This is a genomic window from Lysinibacillus sp. OF-1, from assembly GCF_028356935.1.
Taxonomy (GTDB): domain Bacteria; phylum Bacillota; class Bacilli; order Bacillales_A; family Planococcaceae; genus Lysinibacillus; species Lysinibacillus fusiformis_D.
Window position 1 is genome coordinate 650,617 of record NZ_CP102798.1, and the last position, 26,694, is coordinate 677,310.

General features: G+C 36.7%; 15 protein-coding genes. 8 read left to right on the forward strand and 7 right to left on the reverse strand.

The genetic code is table 11. The features are described from left to right. Positions 1–302 precede the first annotated feature (302 nt). On the forward strand, positions 303–2,195 hold the full coding sequence (locus NV349_RS03045) for a stalk domain-containing protein (protein WP_271912378.1): 1,893 nt from the start codon (positions 303–305) through the stop codon (positions 2,193–2,195). Between the two features lie 60 nt (positions 2,196–2,255). Beyond that, positions 2,256–4,757 (forward strand): S-layer homology domain-containing protein, encoded by a 2,502-nt coding sequence (locus tag NV349_RS03050; protein WP_271913525.1) that lies wholly within the window; start codon positions 2,256–2,258, stop codon positions 4,755–4,757. A 90-nt stretch (positions 4,758–4,847) separates the two neighbouring features. Here NV349_RS03050 and NV349_RS03055 read toward each other — a convergent pair whose 3' ends face one another. Next, a complete protein-coding gene (locus NV349_RS03055) occupies positions 4,848–6,107 on the reverse strand; it encodes an HlyD family secretion protein (RefSeq protein ID WP_271912380.1) in 1,260 nt (419 codons plus the stop codon). Further along, positions 6,104–6,781, reverse strand: a complete 678-nt coding sequence (locus NV349_RS03060; protein WP_271912382.1) for a hypothetical protein — start codon at positions 6,779–6,781, stop codon at positions 6,104–6,106. The genes NV349_RS03055 and NV349_RS03060 overlap by 4 nt, the downstream gene beginning before the upstream one ends. 594 nt (positions 6,782–7,375) lie before the next feature. Here NV349_RS03060 and NV349_RS03065 point away from each other — a divergent pair. The 4 genes from NV349_RS03065 (at position 7,376) to NV349_RS03080 (ending at position 15,927) form a co-directional block, all read left to right on the forward strand. After that, positions 7,376–11,386 (forward strand): cell wall-binding protein, encoded by a 4,011-nt coding sequence (locus tag NV349_RS03065; protein ID WP_271913527.1) that lies wholly within the window; start codon positions 7,376–7,378, stop codon positions 11,384–11,386. 193 nt (positions 11,387–11,579) lie between these two features. Then, complete coding sequence (locus tag NV349_RS03070) at positions 11,580–12,647, forward strand: CAP and S-layer homology domain-containing protein (RefSeq protein WP_271912383.1); 1,068 nt, start codon at positions 11,580–11,582, stop codon at positions 12,645–12,647. Between the two features lie 221 nt (positions 12,648–12,868). After that, the gene (locus tag NV349_RS03075) at positions 12,869–13,780 is read left to right on the forward strand and encodes a C40 family peptidase (RefSeq protein ID WP_271912384.1); all 912 of its coding nucleotides are present in this window, start codon (positions 12,869–12,871) and stop codon (positions 13,778–13,780) included. 233 nt (positions 13,781–14,013) lie between these two features. Then, positions 14,014–15,927, forward strand: coding sequence for an N-acetylmuramoyl-L-alanine amidase (locus NV349_RS03080; RefSeq protein ID WP_089932944.1), 1,914 nt, complete (start codon positions 14,014–14,016; stop codon positions 15,925–15,927). A 136-nt stretch (positions 15,928–16,063) separates the two neighbouring features. Here the strand turns inward: NV349_RS03080 and NV349_RS03085 are convergent, their stop codons facing one another. Together NV349_RS03085 and pruA are read right to left on the reverse strand one after the other, a co-directional pair. Next, the gene (locus NV349_RS03085; protein ID WP_271912385.1) at positions 16,064–18,037 is read right to left on the reverse strand and encodes an S-layer homology domain-containing protein; all 1,974 of its coding nucleotides are present in this window, start codon (positions 18,035–18,037) and stop codon (positions 16,064–16,066) included. A gap of 263 nt (positions 18,038–18,300) precedes the next feature. After that, the gene (pruA, locus tag NV349_RS03090) at positions 18,301–19,845 is read right to left on the reverse strand and encodes an L-glutamate gamma-semialdehyde dehydrogenase (protein ID WP_036119871.1); all 1,545 of its coding nucleotides are present in this window, start codon (positions 19,843–19,845) and stop codon (positions 18,301–18,303) included. A 180-nt stretch (positions 19,846–20,025) separates the two neighbouring features. Between pruA and NV349_RS03095 the strand changes: the two genes are divergently transcribed. Continuing rightward, a complete protein-coding gene (locus tag NV349_RS03095) occupies positions 20,026–21,363 on the forward strand; it encodes an AAA-type ATPase lid domain-containing protein (protein WP_036121141.1) in 1,338 nt (445 codons plus the stop codon). A 179-nt stretch (positions 21,364–21,542) separates the two neighbouring features. Here the strand turns inward: NV349_RS03095 and NV349_RS03100 are convergent, their stop codons facing one another. Then, complete coding sequence (locus tag NV349_RS03100; protein ID WP_058843863.1) at positions 21,543–22,517, reverse strand: proline dehydrogenase family protein; 975 nt, start codon at positions 22,515–22,517, stop codon at positions 21,543–21,545. 546 nt (positions 22,518–23,063) lie between these two features. On the opposite strand from NV349_RS03100, the gene NV349_RS03105 reads away from it, so the two are divergent. Then, entirely contained in the window at positions 23,064–23,663 is a 600-nt protein-coding gene (locus NV349_RS03105) for a TetR/AcrR family transcriptional regulator (protein ID WP_089934763.1), read from the forward strand. A gap of 45 nt (positions 23,664–23,708) precedes the next feature. Here the strand turns inward: NV349_RS03105 and NV349_RS03110 are convergent, their stop codons facing one another. Both NV349_RS03110 and brnQ read right to left on the reverse strand, forming a co-directional pair. Continuing rightward, positions 23,709–25,076, reverse strand: coding sequence for a S41 family peptidase (locus NV349_RS03110; protein WP_271912386.1), 1,368 nt, complete (start codon positions 25,074–25,076; stop codon positions 23,709–23,711). Between the two features lie 180 nt (positions 25,077–25,256). Continuing rightward, positions 25,257–26,588, reverse strand: coding sequence for a branched-chain amino acid transport system II carrier protein (gene brnQ / locus NV349_RS03115; RefSeq protein WP_058843860.1), 1,332 nt, complete (start codon positions 26,586–26,588; stop codon positions 25,257–25,259). Between the last annotated feature and the right edge of the window lie 106 nt (positions 26,589–26,694).

Here is a 26,694-nt window from a genome sequence, read left to right on the forward strand (position 1 = left end):
TCTAATAGTAATGAAGTTACTTATCAAATATTATGCACATATAATTTGATAAAAAGCTGACTTCATTACCTTTAAAATACAGTACGATGGGGGTTATACATAAGGATTTATCAAGTAGCAATGAGTTTGATAGAAAATGTTCATGGAGATTTGGAAATAGCCTTTTCTTTCTATGAAGCTTTTGAAGGAGAGGGGTTAGCACTCTAGTACCGAATTCAACTCTTTTCGATAAAAATCCCACATTTTAGGGTTTTTTCGTGTTAAGATGTTAAAGACTATGGAATGTGAAAAAGGAGATTAGCATGTTTAAGAAACTTAGGAATACATGTATTGTATCGGCAGTTGCTTTGGCTACTATTTTGCCTGGACAAGCATCTGCAACAGCTATTAGTAAAGATGGAATTCAGATAAAAAACAATGTTTCGATTACGATTAATGGAGAGACGATTAGTGTCAATGACCCTATCTTAAATAAATCGGATTTCTTATTATTACCGATGCGTGCATTATATGAAGCGATTGGTGCGAATGTGGAGTGGAATAAGGATACATTGACAGCGTCAGCTACTCGAAATGGTAAGCTTGTCGATTTAACGATTGACTCTATGAACGCATTAGTAGATGGGGAAGAGGTGGCGATGGATGTCGCACCGTTTATGTATAAGGACCGAACTTATATGCCATTACGCTTTGTCAGTGAAAACTTTGATGGCACTGTGAATTGGGACCCCGATACTCAAAGTGTAGATATTACGCTATCTGATGAAACACCAGAGCAACCTCAAGAAAACCCATATATTTTACATATTAATAATCATCGCATTGTGATGAAAGATCCAATTGTGATGAAGCAATCAAGATCCTACATCCCAGCGAATTATATATATGAATACCTTGATGATTCAACAGGTATGTGGCTACCAGATAACTCTTTTGAATTACAAATAGCTGGCATGAGCTTTGTTTTTAAGGATAACAGTAATCAAGTTTTAGTGAATAATGAAGTTGTCACTTTAGAAGAGGTTCCTTTTGTTCAAAAAGGGAAGATGTACGTTCCTATTACCTTTGTAGTGAATGCATTAGGCGGAAACTTGCGTTATATAAGTGAAAAACGAGAAATGTATTTATATGTCTATCATTATATGTATACAAGCTCTTTCCTTGAAAAATCATTTGGCTCAACAGCTTATCCAGAAGCCGTTCCTTCTGCTCGTTTAGAGGGAGATCGTGATTTATTTATTAGTGACAACCCAGAAACTTTAACACGTAAATTAGTTCCTAAATCAAATGCTACGCTTGCACAATATGATGTTAATGCAACAGCAGCAACGAATAAGCACCGTATCTTTGGTTGGCATTATAACACATTAGGGACAGATGTGAAGCTTGGGATTACGGTTCAAAATAAATCTACTACAGAGAGTATTAAGGTAACAGAATCGAAGGGCATTAACCAAAAAACTGGGAACAGCTGGGTAGGCCACGATATTGGTTTAACGATTGCTGATGCTGTTTTAAATAACAAGCTTCAAAGATCAACAAGTAAAGGTACTGTGATTGAACCAGGAGAAACAAAGGTTATTGAAACATACGATTTAGAATACGACTATATCATTGGTTTTTTACATGATTTAGATATCCAAGCGGCTAACGGTGGAAAGCCAGAGTATACAATTCGTACAGTGCTTACAAAGGATAATAGTGACTTAAGAACGATTCAATCAGAGCAGGTTGCTGTTGATGAATATGCTAAACATCCAAGGGGTGCTTGGCCAAGTGCTACAATTCTAGCAGAGCTACCAGCTTATACAGTAGATTCTCCAGAGGTAGGCTATAACATTTCTAACGGCCGTACAGATCATTTACAAACGGCTGAAAATTCCTTCTCGCAAATCAATGGAGCAATAGGGAATCCAGGTCATTTTGGCATGAACTATAAGGTGTCGATTCCAGTGGTGAATTCATCTGGCACATCAAAAACGATTAAGATGAAATTAGCTGGTCGTGGTGGTTTATATAGTGGTGCTATTAAGGTCAATGGCAAAGTATATTTAGTGCCTTCTTTACGAGTAGGAACAGAATATGTTGAGCTGCCAGAGTACACAATTGATGGTTCATCAGGAACAATTGAATTAGAACTAATGCATGCTGGTGGTGTCAATCTTCCAGTAGCTATCTATGTAGGAACAAAATAAAAAAGTCACTGGCACGGGTCATGTGACATGAGATCGTGCCATACTTTGAATATATTCGGAGTGAAGAAATTGGCAAGAAAACTAGTAACAATTATTGTAGCCCTATTTGTGCTTATACTAACAGTTAGCCCAATCAATGGACAAGCAGCTGGTTTAGGCAATAAAGTCAGTGAAGTTAAAACGGAGGTTTCACCACAGGTAACACATATACAGCAAAGCTATACTTCAGGTTCTATTCGTGAGTTTGTAAATGTTTTAGATGTTAATTTAAATAATACATATACAAAATTAGAAATCGGTATGCCCAATCCTATTAATTCATTAAAAACAACATCAGCGATGGCAAAGCAAAATACGTATGATGGACATCGTGTTGTGGGAGCTGTCAATGCTTCTTACTTTTTAGGTAATGGTATGCCCGCGAACTTGTTAGCGGAAAAAAATGAAATAGTGAACTATGGTATTTTAGGAGATACGTATGATAGCCCAACACAAAAACCAGTTGCGTTTGGTTTATCAAAATCAGGGAAAGCGATAGCAGATTATTATACAACAAATCTAACGTTCCAAGTGAATGGCAAAAGCTATCCTATTGATCTCATTAATAGTGAACGAGGAACGAATAAAACAGTTTTATATACACCTGAAAAAAGAACGACAGGTACCAATACATGGGGTGTAGAATTAGTGGTGACAGGTGCTAGCCAAGATACAAATGTCTTGCATTTTGGCGATCAGTTTTCAGGCACAGTTTCGCATGTAACAGCCTATGGGGCAGAAGGTAACTCATCTGTACCAGCGGATGGCTTTGTTATTTCTGTTCAAAATAAAGAGTTAGCTGCTGAATTAAGTACAATTACTTCAGGCACGAATGTGGATGTAAGCTTATCCATTGATCAAAAATGGATGGATGCTCAATTCATTTTAGCTGCTGGACCAATGCTAGTGCGAAACGGCAAAGTAGATATTTCGATGCCGACGAATTCTGGTTTTGCTTCAACACGTAGTCCACGTACAGCAGTTGCAGTGGATGCCACTGGTACGAAGGTATCTCTTGTAACAATTGATGGTCGCATAAGCGGTCACAGTAATGGTGTGAATTTATCAGATTTAGCTTCTCATTTAATTTCAATGGGCGCTTCTTCGGCTATTAACTTAGATGGAGGCGGCTCTACAGCGATGGTCGTGCGTAATCCAGGTGGCTATTTTGCCAACCTAGTGAACAGACCATCAGAGGGCAGTGAACGTCGTGTATCAGCCATTTTGCAGGTTGTGAATACAGCGCCACCAGGACAAGCAAAATCGATTACATTAAGTAGTGTAAGTCAAGTAATGAAAGGTTCGTCTGTAGATATGCAGGTAGCAAGTGCCTATGATCAATACTTGAATCCGATGACGATCAACCCAGCCAATATGAAATGGACTGTGGAAGGAAATATCGGAAAAATGGATGGGGCAACCTTTACCGCTACACAAAAAGGTGAAGGGAAAATTATCGCAGAATATGAAGGAATCCGTACGTCTACACCTGTAAAAGTAATAGACTTAGCAGAAAAACCTATTGTACTAGATAGCTTCGATAATGCGTCATCTTGGACAACTGAAGTGGCAAAAGCCAATGCTTCATTAGCAAACTCTAAAGAGTATGCTAGACAGGGAACTGCTAGCTTACAATTAAACTATGATTTTACGACAGCAGGCACAGGCACAAAAGCGGCCTATATGGTTGCTAAGACACCAATTGCTATGACAGGTCAGCCTAAAAACATCGGTCTTTGGGTATTTGGTGATGGCGGTAAGCATTGGCTAAGAGGTGTAGTTGTTGATGGTTCTGGCGCTAAGCATACGATTGATTTCACAAGTCAGGGCGGTTTAGACTGGAATGGCTGGAAGTACGTTACGGCGAATATTCCGAGTGATTTAGCGCAGCCATTGAAATTTGAACGTTTATATGTTGCTCAACCAACAGCGTCTCTTCAAAAGAAAGGGCAGCTATACTTCGATCAATTACAGGCTGTCTATAAAGATAATCATGAGGAATTAATTTATACAGATGTTGCAAAAGGACATTGGGCATTTTCTGAAATCCAAAGCCTAAACAATAAATCGCTTATTAAAGGGTATGCCAATGGAACATTTAAGCCAGAAGCATCGATTACTCGTGCAGAGGCAGCAACAATCATTGCTAGAGCTTTAAATCTAACAACGACGAAGGATTCAAGCTTTAAAGATGTGAGTAAAGGTCACTATGCTTACAGTGCCATTGCTGCCGTAGAGCAGGCTGGTATTATTAAAGGGCAAGAAGCAGGGAAGTTTAATCCAAATGGACAGCTTTCACGTGCAGAAATGGCTGCGATTTTAACAAGAGCGTACAAATTAACAGGTACAAGTAAGGTAAGCTTCACAGATGTTAAATCAACACATTGGGCATATAGCAATATCCAAGCACTTGTGGCGAATAATTTAACTGGAGGTTTCCCAGACAATACATTTAGACCAGATGCACAAATTACACGTGCTCAATTTGCAAGCTTCTTAAATAGATGCTTATCATTCAAATAATATTGATGAATCCCCTGTAGCTACTACAGGGGATTCGTTCGTAGCAAAAAAATCCGCTTAGCTCATAAGAGAGCGAAGCGGATTTTTTATTTAGAATACAATGTATTTCACATATTGTTTCCAAGTTAAATCTTTAAAATGGCTCCATTGTATTTTCTCAACAGGCAATGTGCGGAAGGTATAGGCTGTAATATTACGTTTCTCATTAGAGAGCATTGGCGTGCCTTCCTCTACATAGTCCATAAAAATAGCGGATTTCGCTGTGTTAAATTGCACATTGATATCGATCAGCTGGATTTTGCCCTCCTGATTGATAATATAAAGCTTTTTATTTCCTTTTTTAGTCGTCGCTAGCCACGATTTATCGACTTTGTAAGAATCGAATGCTTCATTGACAATAATGGATGCCTTGCCTGTAGTTGAAAATGGGATGTCCTCTAATGGAGCAACTTGCTGTAACGTTACTTCATAATTTGTTGGCTGTGGTAAAGCTGCTGTTTTGGCTAGCTCATTTGCCCAAAATGTATGATCATCTGTAGCGATCATTTGTTTTTCTAAAACCACACCTGATAAGGCATCTTTAACATGTTTGACTTTAAAATCAACGGTTTGGCCTTCCTGTACCTTTTGCCATTCCTTTTCTGATAAATAGGCATACATTGCTTTTTCATTAGAATAGATTTCAAACGTTACTGTACCAGCTTCTTCTTTAATGGCAGATATGATACCGTCAATAGGGCTGACAATGCCTTGTCGAGATTGAATTTGTGTAATTTGTGCTTCAATTAGCGCAATTTGACGATTTGTTTCGGCAATATGTCGATTTAACAGTGCAACGGCTGTCGATGCTGAATTTTGTTGAGCAAGCTCTAATTTTAGCGTAACAGATAGTTTATCATTGATTTGGTCCGTATTAATCGAGCTTTTCGGATTAGAGCCATCTCCATATTCATCCTCAATTTGGTCGAGTGCATCCTGTAAATCACTTAATTCTGTTTCATAGGCAGTACGTTCTGATTCAAGCTTTGTTATCTCTTCATCTACCTCATCCGTTTGATAGGTAGCAAGCAAATCATTCATCATCACTTCCTGACCACGCTTTACATTCACAGCCGATAAGCTAGTTGCATCAGCCGTAATCGTAAATGTTTCAGCAGGTGCTACAATCGTTTCTTTATTGACACGCTCAGTATTTGTGCCGATATAAGCTTTTTGAAACTCGTTGATAAAGTAGGATCGTGTGATGTTGCTATCATTCTTGAACACTAAATAAGCATTTATACCGATTACTAGCATCGCCAACACAATGGTCATACTTGTCCATGGTCTTGCTTTGATAAATGCCATCATCCTAACCCCCTAGCAATCCATTCTTTTATTGGTAGCACACTAATCATCCCAACAAATAAGGCCATAAATAGTTGTACACCAATCAATTTGACTACTAATATTTTTCTACTAGCTGCTTCCTCCCATTTAGATAGGAATAGATACTGCACAATAATGATTAAAACGGTCGTTACTGTCAATTGGTTGATGCTAAATAAGACGAAATCTGTTTCAATCACCTGTAGGGCAGCTGGAGCTAATGAGAAGAATGAAAACATTGTTGTATAGCCTACTGCGTAGAAAACAGCAAAGAGAATTGCTTTTTCGATTAATAAGAAGGCAACAACATAAAGCTGGACTTTTTTAATCCAAGAGTAAGGAATGTCCGTTAATAGATGTAATAGATAGGTAACCCCATAATAATGGAAGCAAAAATAGACGATTGCCCCTAATACAGCACCGAGCATGGAAAGTACGCGTGCTACAAAATAATCATTTTGTTGATCCATTGCGAATAGGGTCGTTAAATTTTCCGTCCCCATTCCCCAATATTCGCGTACAGCATACAACAGGATAAATAAAATAAACACTGATAATACGCGTTTCTTATATCCGATGACCTCACCTTCCTCTACTATGTTTGTAAAGTAGGTAGGATTTTTTAAGCTATGCCAGAACTTATAATGGTAAAACATAAACAGCGTCCTTTCTTCCAAAATAGGATTTCAAAGTTGTAGTATACACCTTGTAAAAAGATTATGACATATGAAATTAGCTGTTTTTTTTCATTAATTTCGTAGAAAAAATCATATGCCGTCACTACATGTCGGTTGATGTAAACATCACATAAATCTATTGTATAGTATAATTGAAATAACTTCCTGTTTTTCTAGCTAGTAAATTTGAAAAATTATTTTTGATACTCATAATTTTGTAAATATACTAGAATGTCTTGAAAACATGATATTTATACCGATACTAAAGTAATGATTATCAATTACACTTTGCTGTAATTACGTCCGGATTTTTTCGAGCTTGCCCGAAACGTTTTATTTCAAAATCTGTGACATCCGCCAGAGGTATTGGGGCTACTTGATGCTGGTCACAGACCTTCATTACTACAAGACGTGGCACATTTAGACGGTGTTCCCTTATTTCGGTGGGCATTTAATTAATCGATGAAAAAAGTAAAACAAGAATTTAACTCTGTATAGTGGAAGGGGATAAATTCTGAATCAAGATAATTGAAAATGAACATAATCATTTTCCCATACATAAAAGATGAAAGGGTGGTTCGATTGAATCGAAAATTGACAGCAGGGGTCATAACAAGTCTTTTACTTGCACCTACGGCTATAGCGAATGCACAGGAAAATGATGCGCAAACTCGTGTGACACCACAGACAGAGCAAGTTGGCTATGCCAACGTGGTAGCAGCTGCTACGACAAGAGAGCAGCTCATTGCAGAATTTGGTAAGTTATCTGAAATTTCTTCAGGTGATGAGATGGTGATTGCAGAAGGAAATCTCATTGTTGTACAAAATTCTGGAGATTTTAATGCTGATGAAAAAGCAATTATAAAAGCGAAGTATGAATATGTAGTAAAACATCGCGAGCTATTAACAAAGCTTAAAGGAATGGGCAATAAAGTTAATGGAATTTTGTATTCAAGTAAAACGTTTTTTGAAGAAGTTGAAGCTGTAAATGACGAATATGTTAAATTTTTAGGAGAAAAAGAACCAACAGATACAACATCCTATCTATATGTACAAGCTCAATTTAAACAGGCCGTTGATACAGCGCTTATAAATAACGCAAGTAGTATTGCTCCTACTATGCGTAACTCGGTGTTGCAATATGGTTATGATAAGGCAGCACGTGATGCGTATTTTGGCAAAAAAGGACTGGACGTTGGAAAACTATCAAAATTAGGTAAGGATGTAGAAGCTACTGAATTGATTGCTAGCGAGCTAGTGGATTTAGTTAATTTATTGGAGAGTTCTGCAAATTTTGAAGATATTTCGACTGCACTAAACAGTTTTACAACTGGATATAATACCTTAACTGCAGATCAAAAGAAGGTGGTTGAAGCTTATAATCCAAACGATGCTTCCGTAACGCCCTTCAAAAAATATAAGGACGCTCTAACGAGTCAGTCTGCTGTAGAAAAAGTTATTTTAAGTATTAATCAGCTGAAAGCAAAACAACCATCTGAATTCACATCAGCAACAAATTTCATTAGTGCGGTATCGTCTGTTGAAAAAGCATATAACAGCCTTGATACGGCATCAAAAAATTTGGTGACAAACGCTTCTATACTTGAAGAGTATAAAAAAGCGGCTGAAATTTCCAAGCGAATTTCAGCACTACGTGTATCAAGTGATGCTGCTTATCGTACAGAAGTAGCTTCAATTAAAGATATTTATGATAATCAATTAACCCTAGAAAAGGGATATATAAAGAATGCGGCTGATTTTGAAATAGCGGTCGCGAATATTGCTTCTGCACAACAGATTGAAGGACTCATCTTGGCAATTGCAGGTGCTTCAGATAAAGTACAAGCAATTAAAGATGCTCGAACTGCTTATGATGCTCCTCCAGCACCATCTGGAACAACAATCAATGCGGCAAATGTCAAAAAAATTGTTAATAATCTAGCAGAGTTAACGAAGTGGGAAAAGGTTTATAACGCGTCTTTAACTGTGGATAAATTAATCGATAGTATTGATCCAACAGCTTCTACTTTTGAAAGCAAGACATTAGCTGCACAGGCTGCTTTCGATAAACTTGGAGAAAGTGAAAAGACGTTAGTTCAAGGCACAAATAAACTAACTCTGTTTTTCAAATATGCGGATGTATCGAAAAAAGTGAATGCACTGAATTCTTCTGTGTCTGACTACAACGCACAGCTTGAAACATTGAAAACTGCAGTTGCTGCTTTAGATGCTTCGGGCAGTGAATATGCAGCAGCGCTTGATAATATCAAAGATAAACTCAATGAAAAATTAACAGCTCTTACAAACGAAGCATCAGCAGTAACAGATGTTATGAGCAAGATAGACAGTTTAAATACATCATCTAATCTCGTACAGGATATGCTAGATGCTCGTTCAGCTTATAATGCTCTACCATCAGCAGCAAAAAGTCGTGTAACGAACATTAAAGTTTTAACAGATTTTGAAAAATCACATAAAGCTGTTGTGAATGTCATCTCACTCTTTGAAAAACTTGATCCATCTTCTAAAAGCTATATTTCCAAAGCGAAGTCAGCTTTTACTGCTTATGCAAAGCTAGATGACAATAATAAAGTATATGTAAAAAATTACAAGAATTTAAAAGATATAGTACCAGTTGTAGATGTCATTGTTCAAATTAATGCTTTAAATCCTTCTAAAAAAACGTATAAAGTGGATGTAACAAAAGCAACGGAGACATACGCAGCATTAGCAGATGCAACACTTCAAGGGAAGGTTGTCAATTATGCTGACCTAATAAAAGCACAGGGGTATATCGATACAGCCAAAAACTTTGATGCCCGTGTCGCAGCATTGGCGAATGAGAATCCTGACACATTTGTCAAAAAGGTAGCCGACCTAGCTGCAGAATATAAGACGATGGATAAAAATGTGAAAAAGCTGGTGGAAGAGTACAAAACGTTAAGTGCGTATGAAAAAAACAATAAGGCTGTAGTAAAGGTTATTCAAATGATTGATGCCTTAAATCCAACAAGTAAGGATTATACGAAAAAGGTACTTGCTGCTCGCAAAGCCTATAATGCACTTGATACAGTATCTCAAAAACGAGTGACGAACTATGATAATCTGACAGCAGTTGAGGATGTAGCTTCTTTGATTGGTCTTATTGCTTCATTAAAGCCAACGAGTAAAACATTCTATCAGGATATGAAAACAGCTCGTGAGCTTTATGATTCACTACCTGAAGCGAAACAACAAGCTATCATCAACTATGATGCTCTGGTGGCAGCAGAAAATGAACAGGGCTTAGCGCAGAGCGTGATTGAGCTTATTAATTTAACAGAAGAACAAGATGCAGACTATTTAACGAAGCTGATGAATGCACGAATAGCCTATGATAAGCTGTCATCGAATCAAAAGAAATTAGTGACAAATATTAAAGATTTAACAACACGTGAAAAAGCGGTTAAACCGATTTTAAGTGTGATGGTTCAAATTAATGAGCTAGATCCAGAAGCACAAAACTTTGTTAGTAAGTTTAACGCCGCACGTAAGGCCTATGACAAACTATCAAAGGGTCAGAAGAAATATATTGATAATATTGATATACTCTTAAAATTTGAGCCCGTTTCCAATGTGATGGAATTGATTAGCAAACTAAAATCTTCTAATAGTACATTCCTTCAGGATACATCACGAGCCCGTTCATTGTACGATGCACTGCCTGCTGATTTGCAGCAATATGTGACAAACTATTATTTATTGCAAGCAGCTGAGTCTAGTATTTTAGGTGCTGGGAATGTAATGCAGATGATCAATGACTTACCATCTATTGATCCAAAGCAATATGTGAAACGTATTCAAGAGATTCGTGCGGCTTATAATGCTTTACCAAAGGATCAGCAGCGAGCTGTACAAAATTACAGAGTGCTACAAGATCAAGAGAAGCTAATTAAGCCTGTTATTAGTGTGGTAGAGGATATTGACCGACTATTAACAGCCAAGGATATGAACAGCCAGTATCAAAAGATTTTAAAAGCCTATGATAAGCTCAATGCCGATCAAAGACGCTATGTCTATAACGACCAGCTATTGCTGTCATTAGACAACGTGATAAAAGTTTATAATAGCATTGCTAACTTGAACCCGAAGGATAAGTTCTACTTTGGTATGATCGAAGCGGTGCGTAGAGAGTATGATAGCTTGAATACAATAGATAAACAGCGTATTTCCAACTACTCTATTTTATTAGAGGCAGAGAAAAGCATGGCTGATGTCAAGAAAGTGGTTGAGTTAATAGCGGGACTTTCACCAAGCTCGCCAACCTATATTGAAGATGTGGCTAATGCAGTTGCTGCTTATAAAGCGCTGGATTCTAAAGTACGAGGACAAGTCATCAATGAGGATGTATTAAAGCAGGCTGAAAAAGATGTGGCAGCTGTTTTGAAAGTTGTCCAAGCCATTGGCGGCATTGATCCAGAAAGCTCATCCTTCGAGAAAAAAGTATTAGCTGCTCAAAAAGATTATAGTAATTTATCGATTGAGCAACAGGGGTTAGTTTATAATTTCCGCATTTTAGAAGAATATCTAAAAATGATACAATAGTCTGACGAAAAAGGAGTTTCCCCAATGAAGATTGCGGGAAAACTCCTTTTATAACGAGAAAATAATGGATCTACTTATAAATTTCCAAAAAAGTGAAACTATATCAGATGAAATTCGTATCTTATAATGTGCTTACTTATTTTTATTGCATCATGGATACATATTCATTTGACAGAGTGAGGAGGTAGCCCTGTTGAAAAAAATACTTTGTATAGTGGTCCTTTCAATAGCTGCAACCATAGGAAGTTTAACTAATTCAAGTCAGGTAGAAGCTGCATCTGCAAAAGCTGTAGATGTGACTAGTTCATATTGGGCAAATGCTTCCATTCAACATATGCTCACTAAACAATATATGACTACATATAACGATCATACATTTAAGCCTGAGCAAGCTATTACGAGGGCTGAGGCTGCAGCTACCATTGCTCGTTCTCTCCAGGTAAATGTAGACATTGCGAATTCCACAAAATTTAAGGATGTTCCTGCAACACATCCATATTACAAGGAAATTTGTCAGCTCGTTAAGCTAGGTGTTATTCAAAAAGGTGATGAATTTCATCCAGAAGAGCCTTTGAAGCGAATGCAGGTAGCGAAAATGCTAACACTTGCCTATCAGTTTAAAGTAGATAGCAAAAACAACAGCCAGTTTGCAGATATTGCTAGCACACATTGGGCAAAGGATTATATCGAATCCTTAGCAGATATAGGCATTGTTAGTGGAGTGGATACAAAACATTTTGCACCGGACCAATTGGTGACGCGTGCACAGTTTGCTGTTTTTGTTGAGCGCAGCATAAATTTTCAGCAAAAGATAAAGAAGCTGGAAGTAGCCTATGATTATTTAGCGAAGGAATATATCCCAACAAAAAACCTTTCTACAGAATGGTCTAAAAAGGTCATTGAATTAATCAATGTGGAAAGAAAAAAGAATAAGCTAGAAACGGTTGTCTATGATCCAGAGCTGACACAAATCGCGATTATCAAAGCACAGGACATGGTGAATCGCCATTATTTTGAACATGTTTCTCCATTTTATGGTGCACCTTGGGATTTAGCGACATTATTTGATTACGATTACACAAGCTTTGGCGAGAATATTGCCAGAAATATAAAAACACCTGAAATTGCTGTAAAGGCGTGGATGGCTTCCCCTAGTCATCGAGAGAATATTTTAAAAGAACATTATACAAATACAGGTGTTGCGATAGCACAGGACATCAAAGGAAATTACTATTGGGTTCAAATGTTCTCTAGTCAATAAGTTGTTGTGTAACAAAGAGTCTCTAATATTACAGGAATGTTACGAAAGATCCAAAATACGATAAAAAAATTTCCTTTTGAACGCTGGAAATACCACCAAACGTTGGTATTACAGCGTTTTTTTGCTGTCTAAAACCGTTACACAATTGAAAAATAACAATCGCTTTTTTTGTGATAGTCTATGTATAGGCAAAAAAGTTTTGAGAGGGGTATAACAAAAGTATGAATAAGAAATGGTTATTACCGATTTTTGCATCTTTTATGTTATTTTCAACAGCTCATATAAACACTGCTGAGGCAGCGACTAAAGCAGATGTAACTGATACAGCTTCTAAATACGTAGGTATTCCATATAAATACGGCGGTACAACAACAAGTGGTTTTGATTGCTCTGGCTTTACTTCTAAAGTATTTTCAGATTTAGGCATTCAATTAAATCGCACATCTGGCTCACAGTATCAACAAGGTACTGCAGTAGCGAAAAGCGATTTGCAAGTTGGCGATTTACTATTTTTCAATACAAGTGGTAGTGGTATTTCACATGTGGCTATATACATAGGTGACGGTAAAATGATCCACTCTCAAACTGGTCAAGGCGTAAGTTATTCAAGTGTGAATGATCCATACTATTGGAGCTCTCGTTATGTAGGTGCTAAACGAGTTGCGACATTTGATACACAACAGCAAGCAGAAGTTAAACAAGCAGCAATTGACTTTTCAGTATATGCTTCTCGCGCAGAGGTAGCTGTCCAAATTGCGAAAGCTTTGAACTTAGATACATCTGATACAAATGCTGGTTTTGTAGACGTAAAACCATCCAGTGCCCATGCAGGTGCAATCGCAGCTGTGGCAAAACTAGGCATCTTTGAAGGCGATGCGAATGGTAAATTCAACCCGTCTTCACCAATTACACGCGCACAAATTGCTAAAGTATTAGTGGTAGCATTTGGCCTTGAAAACAATGGTGGAAGTGTAGCATTTAGCGATGTACCTCAAAATAGCTGGGCTAATGGATATATTTCGACTTTAGCATCAAATGGTATTACAAATGGCGATGGAGAAGGTAGCTTCGGTTCAGATGAGTTACTTAAAATCGACCAACTAAAAGTATTTATCAAACGAATTCAACAATAAGTTCATAAAGTTAACACTTTAATTGTGTTATAGATTGCAAGAATTGATCTTTTGAATAGCGTATAATGGAAGAAGGGTTTGCAATCGCAGACTCTTCTATTTTTATGATAATTTTGTAGGAAAGGGTGTGACTTGGAAAATTAAATTTTAACAGTTCTATTGTCTGATGCATTATTTAGCTAATTTTGTTAAAATGGACACGTTAAGAGAACAAGAAGGGAGGAAATAAGACATTGAACATCAAAAAAATTAGTCTTATCTTGTGCGTCTTATTGATTTCGGCTTCTATGTTTACGATACATAGTGCAAGTGTCAGTGCAGCTACCAATTCAAATATAACATTTGAAGATGTCACTAAAACACACCCAGCCTATGAAGAAATCAATTATTTAGTAAGTTTAGGTGTTATTCAAGGATACTTTGTCAATGGTAAAAGAGTATTTGGCCCAAATAACAATGTAACAAGAGGACAAGCTGCTAAGATGGTTGTAGTTGCTTCAGGTAACAAACCATTAGTTGTTAATAAATCAAGCTTTTCAGATGTTACAGTAGGCACTGAAATGTCAGGTTACATAGAACGTGCTGTCCAATTAGGATTTTTCGACAAAAATATAAAAGGTGAATTCCTACCAAATAAGCCTCTAACTCGTGGAGAAATGAGTTATGTATTAACAAAGGCATTCAATTTAGATACTAGTGAGTATGAGGGAATTGACTCACCATTTACGGACGTAGCGATTACACATGAATATGTGAAATACATTAATACCATCTATTATAATGGTATTACGAACGGAACGGGTGATAAGTATTTACCAAATAGTACTGTAACACGTTCACAATTTTCTTTATTCGTTGCACGTGCAAAAAGTGAAAAATATCGCTTAGAATTACCTGTAAAAGGTGTACAAGTGCCAGATACATCACAAGTGATTGGCTTAGTAAAAGTTACTACAGAGGGGTTAAACATCCGTAAATCAAAGGATTCCTCTTCTAGTACTAACATCGTAGGTAAAGTCAATACAGGCGGTAAATTATCAGTATATGCAGTTGAAGGCAATTGGTTAAAGGTAACTTATAAAGGTGCATTTGCCTATGTTTTTAAGCAATACACTGAATTTTTAGATGCAGATGGCAATGAGCTAGGAGCAGTCGAAAAAGAAGTTACGACAAATGGTGCTGTAAACTTATATGTGAAGCCAACATCTTCCGCAAAAGTAATTTCATCAGTTAAAGCCAACGAAAAACTACCAGTTTACAAAACAATAGGTGGCTATTATTTAACACAAGTAAATGGTTTGCCAGGTTATATTGTAGCAAACAGTACTACGGATGCTACTGGAGAAGTAAAACCTAATCCGGATCCAACACCACCACCAGCTTCTGGAGATGTATTAGGTAAGGTAACGGTTGCTAACCTAAATGTGCGTAGTCAAGGTAACTCAACTTCGCCAGTGCTATTTAAGCTGAACAAGGGAGAGTATGTCCAAGTTAATAGCATTAATGGTTATTGGGCAGAAATCACCTATAATGGTCAAACAGGATATGTTCATAAATCCTATTTAAAACTATTAAATCAAACAGCTAAGCCTTTACAAAATCGTATTATCATCCTAGACCCAGGTCACGGTGGTAAAGATCCAGGTACTGTAAAAGGTTCTGTTTCTGAAAAAAGCATTACATTAAAAGTCAGCACACAAGTTAAGCAATTACTAGAGAATGCTGGTGCAAAAGTTTATATGACACGTACTGGTGATACGTATCCATCATTACAAGATCGTGTAGATTTTACACAAGCAAACTATGGTGAGATTTTCGTTAGTGTCCATGTTAACTCTGCTGCCAATGCGTCAGCACAGGGTACTGAAACATATTATGCAATATCTACAGGAGATATGTATCAAGAGGACATCGATTTAGCTACATTTGTGAATAACCAAATTGTTAACAATTTAAATATGAAAAACCGTGGTGTGAAGCAAGAGCAATACTACGTCATTCGTAACATGGTCATTCCATCTATTTTAGTGGAGCTAGGATTCTTAACGAATACAGAGGATCACAATAAAATGACGAATGATCAATACGTTAAATTATTTGCAGAATCTATTTACAATGGTATTTTGCAATATTACAAGAAACAATAATAGTTGAAGAACGATTCCAAAGGGGTGCTATCTTTTGGGATCGTTTTTCTTACTTTATACATACCCGCATTCGAAAAATACAAACAAATCTATAAAAAAATGGCTGCCTCGTTCCTTAGGAGGCAGCCATTTACTATTATTTCACGGTATTGATGAATTTAATATAATCCTTACTTATATAGGCAGGTTCAGTGGGTAATTTATCTGAAACAACTTGATACCAACCATTTGCTCCTGTATCTGTGACAATGACGGGCATATTACTTTTGCTAAATGTGAACAATGGACTTTGACTTGTTGATGCGTCTGCACGAACATTTAGACCAGCTGTTGTAGTTAGGGCAATTTTATAAGGGTTATTTGCATCTTTAAAGCCTAAAGCCTTTTCTGCACGATAGTAGTGTCCAGCAATTTTAGCGCCCCAGAATGGATCTGAAGCGTATTTTACATTGAAGCCGATAGCCTTAGAACCAACCACTGCACCATTCGTATAACGTCCTCCTGGTGTAATATAATTTGGCTGTAAGAACCTTTCAACAAGCTCATTAATGTTTGCACCAACACTATCAAACTTTTTGTTTAGTGGGTTTGTGTCATAGACATATAAACCAAATAGATTGTTCAAGTTTTGTGCGTGATCACTCATCCCATAAGCGCTCTCATGCTGTGCTAGAGATAAAATAAGCATAGCATTAATATGGGCATTTGCTTCTACTTCCTTTAACACAGAGCCTAAGCCAATTAATTTACTTTTTGTTGTTGCATCCTTATAAATGGTAGCACCTGAGCTTTCAACTTCCGCTAATTTTTGCAAAATATATTGATCTAGCTCTTCTGCTGTATATTGAGTTGTCGCACGAGCGGGTAGGAATTGATAGTAATTATAGCCTTCTCCTTTTGAAGAACCATTGGCATTTGTAAAATTAATGCCATCCCAGCTAAAGTATTTTTCGCCTTGCTTCATAAAGCTAGGAGCCTTACCGTACACGTAACTAGAGGAATACTTATTCGTTTTATAATCATATAGGGTATGCTTGATTTCACCATTTTCATTTGAATAGAAAGAACGCCCCTTCACTAATGCAGAAGGAATTAAGCTAACGTCAGCCTGTTTTAAATAGCCTACATGACCAGCTAAGCGTACTTTTACTTGTGTGGCATCACTGCCTAGATACTCCATTTCTGTATTACCAGCAACAGCGATTTGATCCTTAATTGTTTCAGAGTTCAGTGCAACGTAATTATTCGTTACAACATAACCCGAAGTCATTTTTATAATTTTATTATTTTGAGTAATCACTAACGAATTACTTGTCATCGCTTTTTCAGCTGCTTCAAAGGTAGGAAGGCTTTGCTTGTCTACTAGATTGCCATTTGAAATTTCTTTGATGATATATGCTGTAGTATTACCGTTATTCCCAGTATTTTCGTTGTTACCAGCGTTTCCATTATTATTGCCATTATTCTCTGAGTTTCCGTTGTTTTCGTTATTCTCAGTATCCATTTGATCGGCAAGAAGAATTAAACGTAGAATGAATGTTGAAGCTTCACCGATAGTGGCATTGTCTCTAGGTAAAAACATGCCATTAGAGCTTCCTTTAATCAGTCCTAATTGTGCACCAATGGCAATATCCTGACGGAAATCTTTAAAAATAGTGGCATTGTCTTTAAATGTAATAGAAGAAGTACCTTTTGGTATTTTTAAATAATCCACCGCTCTAATTAGCATAACTGCCATATGCTCTCTTGAAATGCGTGCGTCAGGCTTAAAAGAGCCATCTGTATACCCTGTGATAATTCCAGCAGTAGCGGCAAGCTTAATTTCATTTGCATATAAATAGGTGTCTGAGACATCTGTAAACGTCATGTCGCTTTTTGTACCTAAATCTAAAGCCTTTGCTATGTATGTGGCAAATTCACCGCGTGTAACCGTGTCATTTGGACGATAGCTACCGTTTGCATCTTTAATCAATGCATCTTTAGAGATTAAATAACGCAAGCCACTTTCGTGCATATGGCCTGATAGCTCATCAGCATTGGCCGATTGTGGTTGCCAAATGACTACACTAATAAGCATCATAAGCAACATAAAAATTGATCGTTTTTTCATAGTTTTACCCTCCTAAACTGATATCATTTTAACAAAGTTATACAATCAAGTTAAGGGTCAAATGTTAGAAATATCATAAAATATGCCAACGAATTCTAGGAAATAAGTAGTCTTTTCGTTTTTGTAGAAAGATTTTGTATGGAATAAGGGAGGGGGAGTGAATCAAAATTCATATGAGTTTCTTCTATTATATAGTGGTTTTCTGTTTAGCCCAAAAAATAATGCCGCCCATTGTTTGGAATGGACGGCATTTTTGAAAAATATTAAAGCATTTCTGAAGTTGTTTTTGCTTGCATATGCAGTTGTAGGTAGTCTGGTCCACCTGCTTTTGAGTCTGTACCTGACATGTTGAAGCCACCAAATGGTTGGTAGCCAACGATGGCACCTGTACAGCCACGGTTGAAGTAAAGGTTTCCTACATGGAATTCTTCACGTGCTTTTTCTAAGTTCACACGGTTTTTCGTGATGACTGCACCTGTTAAACCGTATTCTGTATCGTTCGCAATTTCAATAGCGTGATCGAAATCTTTTGCTTTTGCGATTGCTACCACTGGCCCGAAGATTTCTTCTTTCATAATACGTGCAGAAGGTTCTACGTCTGCGAACACAGTTGGCTGTACGAAGTAACCAACTGAATCATCTGCTGTACCACCAGCCACTAGACGACCTTCGCCTTTACCGATTTCGATGTATTCCGTAATTTTGTTGAATGCCGCTTGGTCAATAACTGTTGCCATGAAGTTGCTGAAATCTGTTGGATCTCCAACTGTTAAAGCATTTGTTAATTCTTCTACACGATTAACAACTTGCTCATACACATCTTCAACGATGACTGCACGAGAACATGCTGAACATTTTTGACCTGAGAAGCCAAATGCTGATTTGACGATTGATTGTGCAGCTAATTCTAAGTCTGCTTCTTTATCAACTACGATTGTATCTTTACCGCCCATTTCAGCGATGACACGTTTAATCCAAATTTGACCATCATTTAATACAGAAGCTCGTTGGTTGATACGTAAACCAACATCACGTGAACCTGTGAAGCTGATGAAGCGTGTTTTTGGATGATCGACTAAGTAGTCGCCTACTTCAGCACCAGAACCTGGTACGAAGTTCACGGCACCTGCTGGAAGACCTGCTTCTTCTAATACTTCGATAAATTTATATGCCACTACTGGTGTTGTAGAAGCTGGTTTTAATAAGACTGTGTTCCCTGTTACTAAAGCGGCCACTGTTGTACCAGCCATGATCGCAAATGGGAAGTTCCAAGGAGAAATAACGATACCGATTCCTAATGGAATATAGTCATAACGGTTGTATTCGCCTGGACGGCTTTCTACTGGTTGACCGCCTTTAATGCGTAGCATTTGGCGACCATAGTATTCCAAGAAGTCGATTGCTTCCGCTGTATCTGCATCTGCCTCTGCCCATGGTTTCCCTGCTTCTTTTGTTAATAATGCAGAGAATTCATGTTTACGACGACGAATAATAGCTGCTGCTTTGAACAAAACGTCAGCACGAATCGCAGGGTCAACTTTTTTCCATGTTTTAAATGTTTCATCCGCTGCTTGCATCGCTTTTTCAGCTAACTCTTTGCTTGCTTTTGACACACGGCCGATCACTTCTGTTTTCTTTGCAGGATTGTACGAAACGATTTTATCTTCTGTTGTAATGCGCTCGCCACCAATGATAAGTGGGTAGTCTTGACCTAAGTAACCTTCAACTTTATTTAAAGCCTCCACATAAGCATTGTAGTTTGCCTCTTGTGAAAAATCTGTGAATGGTTCGTGTTTGTATGGAATCATGTCAGTTTCCTCCCCATGGATAAGTGATGCCAAATGATTATGCACCTTTTAAGATTGTGATAATTATATAATGCAATATAATTTGGCATTTATCAACTCAAATCTTAAAATTTTTTCAATTTTTGCATCTGTTTTTCGTATTGGTGTTAGAATAAGCTTAATGGAATACAGGAGGACAAGATGGATAATAATGTACTACAAAGTATTTATAAATATGTCATTGAAAAAGGTGATATGGGAATTTGCGTCGTAGATACGGATGGTAAGTTGCTCATATATAATAAAAAAATGAGGGAATTAGAGGGTGTTAACGAAGATGAGTTTGAGGAAAGGCGAGCCTTAGAGATTATTGATTTTGAGATTGAAAAAAGTGATATTTATAAGGTCCTCAGCTCTGAAACACCCATTTACAATATCAAAAAAACGTATTGGAATAAAAAAAATCAAGAAGTGACCTATATAAGCAATATTTATCCGTTGCACTATGAAGGTGCTTTAGTGGGGGCTGTGGAATTTGCGCGAGATATTACACAGCTTGAATATATGATGTATCAGCCATTAAGAAGATATGGCGCACCATTGACATTTGATATTATCACCGCTGTATCACCAGTCATGAAGGATGTTATTGAAAAAGCAAAGATTGTAGCGCTAAGTAGAATGCCTGTTGTCTTAATAGGGGAATCAGGTACAGGCATTGATATGGTGGCTGAGGGAATTCATCATGATCTAAAGGTTCAAAATGATATGTTTATTGCTTTAATTTGCCGTCGAGACGAAAAAACGGTTTTAAAGCAATTTGAAAAATATATTATTGAAAAGGAAAAAATCACTTTTTTTGCAGAGCGTATCGAATATTTATCGCTTGAAGCACAGGAAAAGATTGTTGAGCTTTTTAATAATCACCCAAATCATCAGCATGTTCTAATCGCTAGTGTTGGCAAAGACCCAATTGATTTAATTCAAAAGCAAGAGCTATCTAAAAAGCTGTATCGACTTTTTTCTGGCATCACAATATATGTACCACCTTTACGAGAAAGAAAAGAGGATATCATGCCCTTTATCGATGACTATTTCAAACGGCATCGTGATAGCTTTGGCTCATCAATTCAAGGGCTTTCAGAAGAAGTGCGTGAAACCTTTTTAAAATATGATTGGCCAGGTAATCTAAAGGAATTGGAAGTTCTATTGGATGAAATTACGTCGTTGATTACCAATGAAATGATTGTGGAGTCACATATGTTGCCTGTCCATTTCAAATGGAAAATCCAAAGCTCATGTGAGGAAACGGAAAAAGAAGTATCTACGAGTGACTTGTTTGTAATTAAAAATCAGCAGGATATCCGACCGTTAGACGTCTACATGAAAGAGGTAGAGGAGTACTATATTTCGAAGGCGTTAGATTTTCATCAGGGGAATATTTCTAAAACTGCTGCGGCATTGGGGATTCGTCGTCAAAGCTTACAATATCGCGTTAAAAACTATAAGCTCAATAAAAAAAGCGAAAACATTGATTAACGATGTTTTCGCTTTTATTGTTGATTTGATGGATAGACTCCCAAAAGTGACGGATAGAACTATCTAACTGATGGATAGAATCACTAAATTGATGGATAGAACTATCTAACTGATGGATAGAATCACTAAATTGATGGATAGAACTATCTAACTGATGGATAGCATCTAGATTGTAATGATTATTTTCCTTTTTTTGAAAGGCGACCAAGAGCAAATGCCGCAGCTCCTAAGCCGATTGCCATATTTGTTTTTTTATTAAACACTTGTTTTGTCACAAGTGCCACATTTTGTGGGCGTTCTGCTAAACGGCGCATAAAGTAACCGTACCAATCGTTACCAAATGGTAGGTATGTGCAGAAGTTATAGCCTTCACGTGCAAGATCTAGCTGCATTTCTTTACGGAAACCATATAGCATTTGGAATTCGAATTTTTCATTTGGAATATTATGTTGTTTCACAAATTGTTTTACATGGTTAATAACATTATGGTCATGTGTAGCAATCGAAGTAAATTTACCATGTAATAAATGATACTCGATTAGTTTTAAATAGTTGCGATCAATATCACCTTTTGATTGATATGCTACATTTTCTGGCTCTTTGTAGGCACCTTTAACGATTCGTAATCGGAAGTTTTTGTATTTCTCAATATTTTCTTCTGACTCGAAGAAGTAAGCTTGAATAACTGTACCTACGTTATCAAACTCTTTGTGTAGTTCCTCTAATAATTCAAAAGAGCTGTGTAAGCGTTCGTAGTTTTCCATATCGAAATTTACGAAAATGTTATATTGATGTGCCAGAGCCACGATTTCTTTTAAGTTTTCGTAGCAAAATGCATAATCAATATCTAAACCTAATTGAGAAGGTTTAAGGGAGATGTGAGCATCAAGCTTTTCATCATGAATAGCTTGAACAACAGCTAAAATATTATTTTTTGCAGCTGTTGCTTCTGATTTTTCGTAGACGAATTCGCCTAGATTATCGACTGTACATGAAATGTTAGCATTGTTTAATTCTCTAATCGATTGCACAACTTCAGGTAAGCTTGTTCCAGCAACTACACTTTGAGCACCCATTTTTAGACCATATTTTTGTGCAGCGCTATTTAATAATTTGTTTTCTGATAAGTAAATGAAAAAATCACGTAATACCATCATATGCCTCCAAAATTGAAAATTTTAAATTCTTGGCGATTATAACACTTTTTTTGAAAAGTAAAATGGCTAGATTTTTAGAAAAAATTTTTTTGAAGAAGCGATAAGGGGAGAAAACTATTGTATTGATTGACTTTTGAAAGTGAAAAAAACAAATAAAAAAATTTTTTTCAATAAAAGGGACTTTTCAAAATAATAGTTTTGAATTATGTTGAAAGGTATGTGTATTACACAAAGTATGTAATTGTTAAGAGAATTTTCTGATATTTAATTAAGGTGCTCAATTGATTTTTGAGTCCTTTTGGTATTTTAATATAATGTTAAAAGTAATTATCTCTTAGAAGAAATTCTAAGATAATTACTTTTTTATTTCCATTATAAATATCATATTAATAGTAGTTCATAGTAAAAAAAAAAGTGGGTGTATTATAATAGAATGGTGTATAATCATGGATAAAATATGTACAATTTGTGAAGATATAGTTACTTTTGATTTGTAATACTGAAGGCAATATGACTACTTTAAACTAAGATAAGGTGGAAAGTATGGCAAGAGGCAGAAAATTTAATTCAAATGGAGAGCGAAGCAAACAAATCTTACTTGAAAAAGCGATAGAGCTATTTTCTGATAAAGGTTATTATCAGACAAAAATTAGTGACATTGTAAAGGCTGCCAATGTAACACAGCCTACTTTTTATCTGTATTTTAAAAGCAAGGATGCCCTTTATAATGATTTAAATATACAATTCCAAAGTGGATTTTTGGAAGCGCTGGAAAGTCAATCAACTGAAATTGTTGAAAACGGCTTAAAAGGATTTGTCACACTGTTAGAGCAAAAGTTATTAAACTTGTTCGTTTATATTACGGAAAATCCCAAATTGACAAAAATCGGTTTTATCGAATCAGAGCAATCCCATATAGTGAAAACACAACTGACACAGCAAATTATCCACCTAATTTATCTTCATGATTGCGACAAAGATTTGCAGATGTATAGTGTGGATATGAAAATAATGATAGACAGCTTAGTCGGATCAATGGAGCGACTCATCATAATTTATTTATTAGAGCAAAAAAAATTACCTGCTGATCTGGCAAATGATATTATACAATTATATTTTTGGAAAACAAAAGAAACGATATAAAAAATCCTCTCAACGATAAAATGTCTATCGATGAGAGGAATTTTTTTACTGGTTTATTTTTATATGCTGATAGTAGCCTTTTTGACTCTTGCTATTTGCATGAATAAGTAGCATATATTCTTGATCTGCTATTAAAGGTTTTGCTGGGGTAACGACAAGTGTTTGCCCTTCAACTTTAGCAGTTATAGATACTTCATTTGCCCCTAAAGCAACTAGTTGAACGTGACCTTTAGCAATTTGTGAAGAAAGAACTGCAGGGATTTTCACACTTACTTTTTCTTTTGTTGCATTACTCTTTGCAGTAGATAACTTTCTATATTTTGGATACTGCTCCTTTAGAGCATCAAAATGTGCTTGGAAAATAGGAGCTGATGTTGTTTGTATATTTGGCTTAACCCCTACTTCGTGAATAGTCTGACTAGCAGGTCCTGTAAATTTACCGACTGTTAGCTTTAAATAACTTCCATCATGTAAGGTATAAAAGCCTTGCATAGCACCTTTTCCATAGGTTGTTTCACCATATAATATAGCCGCCTTTTGGTCTTTTAGTGAGGCGGAGAGCATTTCAGAAGCACTAGCACTATAGCGATTCACGAGAATACGAGTATTTTTAGGAAACTTTGTGTCTTGGTGAACTGCTGGTATTGTGTAGGAGGCGTGTGCTTCCTCTAATAAATAGGCGATTTTAGCAGATGGGAATAATCCTGTCATTTCTTCCGCTGTTGTCACATAACCCCCACCATTATTTTGTAAATCCAATATGAACGATGTTGCACCACGTTGTTTTAAGTCAATAAGCGCTTTTTTGACAAGCTGTGCGCCATCTTCAGAAAAGGAAGCCAACGAAATATAGCCAACATGCCCAAACAGTAATTCAGATTGTACATTTGGTAATGTGAATTTTTTTCGTGTAATAGTTTTAGTCGTTGTCGTTTCATTATTATGCTTGATTGTAACCTTCACTTGGGTCCCTTCATTACCGATTAAGAGGGAAGAGGTTTCTTGTGTAGAGCGACCAATAATAGATTCACCATTAACGGCAATGATGATATCTCCAGCCTTAATACCAGCTTCAAAGGCGCCGCTACCTTCAATTACTTGTAAAATATGAATCCCATCTTCGTGTTCTTCAATTATAACACCAATCCCAATTGTTGATAGGTTAATGCTATTCATATAATCCTCAAATTCTTGCTTTGTAAAATAAGTGGAATATGGATCAAGCATCTCCATGATTTCTGAGATGGACGTGGCTTTCTCTAAGTTTCCATCGATTGTTCCAACATAAGTATTTTTAATGATCTCCTTAATTTCCTTCATAAGCTGTTGATCATTACTTGCAGCATGAGTAGCCGTGAAAGGAATTAGAAAGAAGGCTAGAACAAATACAAACGACCACATTAATTTTTTCATTGGACACCTCTTTTCTAGAACTCGAAAAAGGAATGCACCATGCTCATTAGGCGTTTAATGGATGGATACATTTTACAATTGAGTCTCTATTTTTATTATACATGAGCTGTAGGAATTGTGGGGGGATTAAATAAGATAAAAGAATCTGCTTGTTATGAACAACAAGCAGATTCCAATAAATTATTTCGCTGAGGCGTTATTAGTTAGCTTATGAATCATAATGCCAATAAATGCGCCAACTATGGCTGGTAAAAGCCATCCTAAATTTTGCTCATACAGAGGCAATGCTTTTAGCATGTTTTCATACGGCGCGATTTCTACCTTCATTTCTTTTAAGCCACCGTAAAGGCTAACAAGGAAAGTTGGAATGAGCGCTAAAATATAAACAATTTGTCCACCTTTAAAGAAATGGTCCGCTAATGATAAAACCATCAATACCATCGCCAGTGGATAAATGATTAACAGTACAGGTAAAGATGCACTAATAATTGTTGAAAGACCAACATTTGTAATAGCTGCACTAATAATAGTGAAGACAATCAAAAATGTCTTGTACGAGATTTTTGGGAAGAGCTTGTGGAAATATTGGGCATTAGCAGTTAATAAACCGACAGCCGTTGATATACAAGCTAGTAAAATAGTAGCAGACAAAATAATACTTCCAAGACTACCAAAAAGCACTTCCGCTGATTTTGCAATAATATCTCCGCCATTGGCAGAGGCACCAATTGCAGTAATACTTGTATTCCCAATATGACCGAGTGAGATATAAACGAAAGATAAACCTATAGCCGCAACCACACCGGCAAAAATCGTCGTATTGATTTGCTTTTTCTTATCTGTCATGCCCATATCACGTAAAGCTTGTAAAATAACGATACCGAAAACAAGTGCACTTAGAACATCCATTGTTAAGTACCCTTGTACAAAGCCTTCAGCAAAAGGAGAGCTAATATATTTTCCTGCTGCTTCCCCTGGTTCTCCCATTGGAGAGATAAAGCTTTTGACAGCGAGCAATAAAATAACTAGAAGCAGGGCAGGTGTTAAGATTTTTCCTACTCGATCGACAAGCTTCGAAGGGTTAATAGAGAGATAAAGAATTAGGGCGAAAAATAAAATAGATGTGATTAAAAGCGGCGCCCAATGCCCCTTCATCGCTTCAGGAAGGAACGGTGCAATCCCTATTTCATAGGACACAGATCCAGTTCGCGGTACAGCGAAGAACGGTCCAATGGCTAAATAAACAATGGATGTAAAGATTACGCCAAAAGCAGGGCTAACACGATTGGCAAGCAGCTGTAAATCGCCTCCTGCTTTGGCGACAGCAACGATAGCTAATAGTGGTAAACCGACACCTGTTATTAAGAAACCGATCATAGCAACTGTGATATTTTCACCTGCTTGTTGACCTAATAACGGTGGAAAAATAATATTCCCAGCACCCAAGAATAAGGCAAATAATAGCAATCCTACTGCTAAATTTCCTTTGATGAAATGCAAGATGTTTTTCATAAGTATAAAAACTCCTTTAAGATTGAAAAGATAAAACTTTCTAAAAATTTTAAATACAGAAGTGTATGTTATCATAGGAACAAGAATCTGGCAATGAATATATTAT